Genomic DNA, 4,137 nt, shown 5'->3' with positions numbered 1-4,137 from the left:
AATCGGCGGTCGCGGCGGTGGAGAAGGCCGGCGGGTCGATCGCGCTGAAGGCCGGCCCCGAGGCCGCGCCCGCGACGGAATGAGGCTTGTGGCCGCGGAAGCGGCGGCTTAAGTCGGACCTGTCTTGGCGCCGCTGGACACCGCGTGACACCGGGTCCGGCGGCGCAGTTTTGGAGGGCCTGAAATGGCATCCGCAGCGGAACAGATGGCCGCGAACCTCTCCTGGGGCACCTTCGGCAAGGCCAAGGACCTCCAGAGCCGGATCCTTTTCGCCCTCGGCCTCCTGATCGTCTATCGCATCGGCACCTACATCCCGGTTCCCGGCATCGACGCCGGGCGGCTGGCGCAGTTCTTCGAGCAGGCGAGCCAGGGGCTGGGGGGCATGCTCAACATGTTCACCGGCGGCGCGGTCGGCCGCATGGCGATCTTCGCCCTCGGGATCATGCCCTATATCTCCTCCTCGATCATCGTCCAGCTCCTGACCTCCATGGTCCCGAGCCTCGCGGCGCTGAAGAAGGAGGGCGAGCAGGGCCGCAAGAAGATCAACCAGTACACCCGCTACGGCACGGTCTTCCTCGCCACCTTCCAGGCCTACGGGCTGGCGGTCGGGCTCGAATCCCAGGGCATGGCCCATGATCCCGGCTGGTTCTTCCGCATCGGCGTGGTGGTGACGCTGGTCGGCGGCACCATGTTCCTGATGTGGCTCGGCGAGCAGATCACCGCTCGCGGCATCGGCAACGGCATCTCGCTGATCATCTTCGTGGGCATCGTCGCCGAGCTTCCGGCCGCGCTCGCGCGCTTCTTCAGCCAGGGGCGCACCGGCTCGCTCTCGCCGGCAGCGATCATCGGCATCATGGTGATGGCGGTCGCGGTGGTCGCCTTCGTGGTCTTCATGGAACGCGCGCTCAGGAAGATCCACATCCAGTATCCCAAGCGCCAGGTCGGCATGAAGGTCTATGGCGGCGAGAGCTCGCACCTGCCGGTCAAGGTCAACCCGGCCGGCGTGATCCCGGCGATCTTCGCCTCCTCGCTCCTGCTGCTGCCCTCCACCATCACCACCTTCTCGGGCAATGCCGCCGAGGGCCTGGGCATCCTGAACTACGTCGCCGCCTACATGGGCCACGGCCAGCCGCTCTACCTGCTGGCCTATGGCGCGCTGATCGTCTTCTTCACCTATTTCTACACCGCCAATGTCGCCTTCAAATCCGACGACGTGGCCGACAATCTCAAGCGGCAGGGCGGTTTCGTCCCCGGAATCCGGCCCGGCCAGAAGACCATCGAATATCTCGACTATGTCGTGTCGCGTCTCCTGGTCATCGGATCGGCCTATCTGGCGGCGGTCTGCCTCCTGCCGGAAGTGCTGATCTCCCAGCTGGCCGTGCCCTTCTATTTCGGCGGCACGTCGCTCCTGATCGTCGTCTCGGTGACGATGGACACGATCACCCAGGTCCAGTCGCATATGCTCGCGCATCAATACGAAGGTCTGATCGAAAAGTCGCGGCTGCGCGGCAAGGGACGGGGAAAGGCACGGCGATGAACATCATTCTTCTGGGACCGCCCGGGGCGGGCAAGGGCACGCAGGCGCGCCGCCTGGTCGAGGAGCACGGGCTGGTGCAGCTCTCCACCGGCGACATGCTGCGCGCGGCCAGGAACAGCGGCACCGAGATGGGCAGGAAGGTCGCCGACGTGATGGCGCGGGGCGATCTCGTCACAGACGACATCGTGATCGGGCTCATCGCCGAACAGCTCGACGGCGAGGCCGGCAAGCACGGGCTGATCTTCGACGGCTTCCCGCGCACGCTCGCCCAGGCCGATGCGCTCGATGCGCTGCTCGCGGAGAAGGGCCGCGCGCTCGACGCCGTCGTCGAGATGCGGGTCGACGAGGACGCGCTGGTCGACCGCATCACCGGCCGCTTCACCTGCGCCAAATGCGGCGAGGTCTACCACGACCGCACCAAGCCGACCGCCAAGGACGGCGTCTGCGACGTCTGCGGCTCCACCGAATTCGTGCGCCGCTCCGACGACAACGAGGAATCGGTGCGCGTGCGCCTGGGCGCCTACAACCGCCAGACCGCGCCGCTGATCGGCTATTACCACGCCAAGGGCAAGCTCCGCTCGGTCGACGGGCTCGGTGCGATCGACGCGATCGCCGGCGAGATCCGGACCCGCCTCGGTCTGTGAGAATCGGCGCGTTAACGCCTTGACCTCGCTCCGGCGATTCCTATAGTACGCGCTCTCTCATCAGGGAGAGTCGTTCCTTACGCATTTCACCTCGGGAACGCGGGATGCCTGCCCAGGGACATGGGCGTCGGAAGCCTGCCGAAGGCATCGGCGGGCATTGGCTGTTGAGCGGGGTCGGGCGGCCCCTCGGACGAACGGAGCTTGAAACTTGGCGCGCATAGCTGGCGTTAACATTCCCACGAACAAGAGGGTCGAGATCGCCCTCACCTATATCCATGGCATCGGCCGCACCACGGCCAAGCAGCTCTGCGGCGCGCTGGAGATCGCGGAGAACCGCCGGGTCAACGACCTGAGCGACGCCGAGGTGCTGCGCATCCGCGAATACATCGACGCGAATCTCGCGGTCGAGGGCGACCTGCGCCGCGAGACCCAGATGAACATCAAGCGGCTGATGGACTTGGGCTGCTACCGCGGCCTGCGGCATCGCCGCGGCCTGCCGGTGCGCGGCCAGCGCACCCACACCAACGCACGCACGCGCAAGGGCCCCGCCAAGGCCATCGCCGGCAAGAAGAAATAGGGGGCAGGCCAATGGCTCGCGAAAGGGCGCGCATCAAGCGCAAGGAACGCAAGAACATCTCCACCGGCGTGGCGCATGTGAACGCCAGCTTCAACAACACCAAGATCCTGATCGCCGACGCCCAGGGCAACGCGATCGCCTGGTCCTCGGCCGGGACGATGGGCTTCAAGGGCTCGCGCAAGTCCACGCCTTATGCCGCGCAGATGGCCGCCGAGGACGCCGGCCGCAAGGCGCAGGAGCACGGCGTGCGCACGCTCGAAGTGCAGGTGCAGGGCCCGGGCTCGGGCCGCGAGAGCGCGCTGCGCGCGCTCGGCGCCGTGGGCTTCCAGATCACCGCGATCAAGGACGTGACTCCCATCGCGCACAACGGCTGTCGACCGCCCAAGCGCCGGCGCGTCTGAGAGACGGGAGAGATTTCACTGCCCGCCCCTCCGGCGGGCGGTTTCAGTTTGCATTTCCTCGGGCGTTCGCCGGCCATCTGGATCGGTCGGCGGACAGGAATGGAGGGCCATGAACATGATGATCCACAAGAACTGGCAGGAGCTGATCCGGCCGACCGCCCTCGAGATCAAGGCCGGCGCCGATCCCTTCCGCCAGGCCACCGCGGTCGCCGAGCCGCTGGAGCGCGGGTTCGGCCTCACGCTCGGCAACGCGCTGCGCCGGGTGCTGCTCTCCTCGCTCCAGGGGGCCGCGATCACCAGCGTGCAGATCGACGGCGTGCTGCATGAATTCTCCAGCGTGCCCGGCGTGCGCGAGGACGTCACCGACATCGTGCTGAACCTCAAGGGCGTCGCGGTGAAGATGGAGGTCGAGGGGCCCAAGCGCATCGAGATCCGCGCCACCGGCCCCGGCGTGGTGACCGCGGGCGACATCGCCACCACCAACGGCATCGAGATCCTCAACCGCGAGCACCTGATCTGCCACCTCGACGACGGCGCCTCGGTCTACATGGAGCTGACCGTCGAGCAGGGCAAGGGCTATGTCGCGGCGGAGAAGAACCGCCCCGAGGATGCGCCGATCGGGCTCATCTCGGTCGACGCGCTGTTCTCGCCGATCAAGAAGGTCAGCTACAAGGTCGAGCCGACCCGCGAGGGCCAGGTGCTCGATTACGACAAGCTGACGCTGCAGCTCGAGACCGACGGCTCGATCAAGCCGGAGGATGCCATCGCCTATGCGGCGCGCATCATCCAGGACCAGCTCTCGGTCTTCGTCAACTTCGAGGAGCCGAGCGCGGGCACCCGCACCGACGAGGAAAGCGATCTCGAGTTCAACCCGCTCTTGCTCAAGAAGGTCGACGAGCTCGAGCTCTCGGTGCGCTCGGCCAACTGCCTGAAGAACGACAACATCGTCTATATCGGCGACCTGATCCAGAAGACCGA

General features: G+C 66.7%; 5 protein-coding genes. All 5 read left to right on the top strand.

Going from position 1 to position 4,137, the window contains the following annotated elements; all coding sequences use genetic code 11:
• The first annotated feature begins 184 nt into the window (after window positions 1-184).
• Entirely contained in the window at window positions 185-1,537 is a 1,353-nt protein-coding gene (gene secY, locus V7050_RS18995; protein ID WP_324370042.1) for a preprotein translocase subunit SecY, read from the top strand.
• Window positions 1,534-2,181 carry an adenylate kinase gene (locus V7050_RS18990; protein ID WP_324370044.1) on the top strand — a complete coding sequence of 216 codons (648 nt, stop codon included), beginning with the start codon at window positions 1,534-1,536 and terminating at the stop codon, window positions 2,179-2,181. Before secY ends, V7050_RS18990 begins: the two co-directional genes overlap by 4 nt.
• A 208-nt stretch (window positions 2,182-2,389) precedes the next feature.
• Window positions 2,390-2,758: a 30S ribosomal protein S13 gene (gene rpsM / locus V7050_RS18985; RefSeq protein ID WP_324370046.1), complete on the top strand. Its 369-nt coding sequence runs from the start codon at window positions 2,390-2,392 to the stop codon at window positions 2,756-2,758.
• Window positions 2,759-2,769: 11 nt separating this feature from the next.
• A complete protein-coding gene (gene rpsK, locus V7050_RS18980; protein ID WP_324370048.1) occupies window positions 2,770-3,159 on the top strand; it encodes a 30S ribosomal protein S11 in 390 nt (129 codons plus the stop codon).
• A 118-nt stretch (window positions 3,160-3,277) separates the two neighbouring features.
• Window positions 3,278-4,137, top strand: an 860-nt coding sequence (locus tag V7050_RS18975) for a DNA-directed RNA polymerase subunit alpha (RefSeq protein ID WP_324411032.1), incomplete at its 3' end; no start/stop codon positions are given.

The sequence above is a fragment of the Amaricoccus sp. genome (genome assembly GCF_036846665.1).
Classification (GTDB): Bacteria; Pseudomonadota; Alphaproteobacteria; order Rhodobacterales; family Rhodobacteraceae; genus Amaricoccus.
Note: the sequence above shows the minus strand (reverse complement) of the source record. Positions and strands in the feature narration are given on the sequence as shown.

Excerpts from the sequence above, each read along its gene's own strand:
- rpsK (WP_324370048.1), top strand. The coding sequence starts at position 2,770 with ATGGCTCGCGAAAGGGCGCGCATCAAGCGCAAGGAACGCAAGAACATC.
- secY (WP_324370042.1), top strand. The coding sequence starts at position 185 with ATGGCATCCGCAGCGGAACAGATGGCCGCGAACCTCTCCTGGGGCACC.
- V7050_RS18990 (WP_324370044.1), top strand. The coding sequence starts at position 1,534 with ATGAACATCATTCTTCTGGGACCGCCCGGGGCGGGCAAGGGCACGCAG.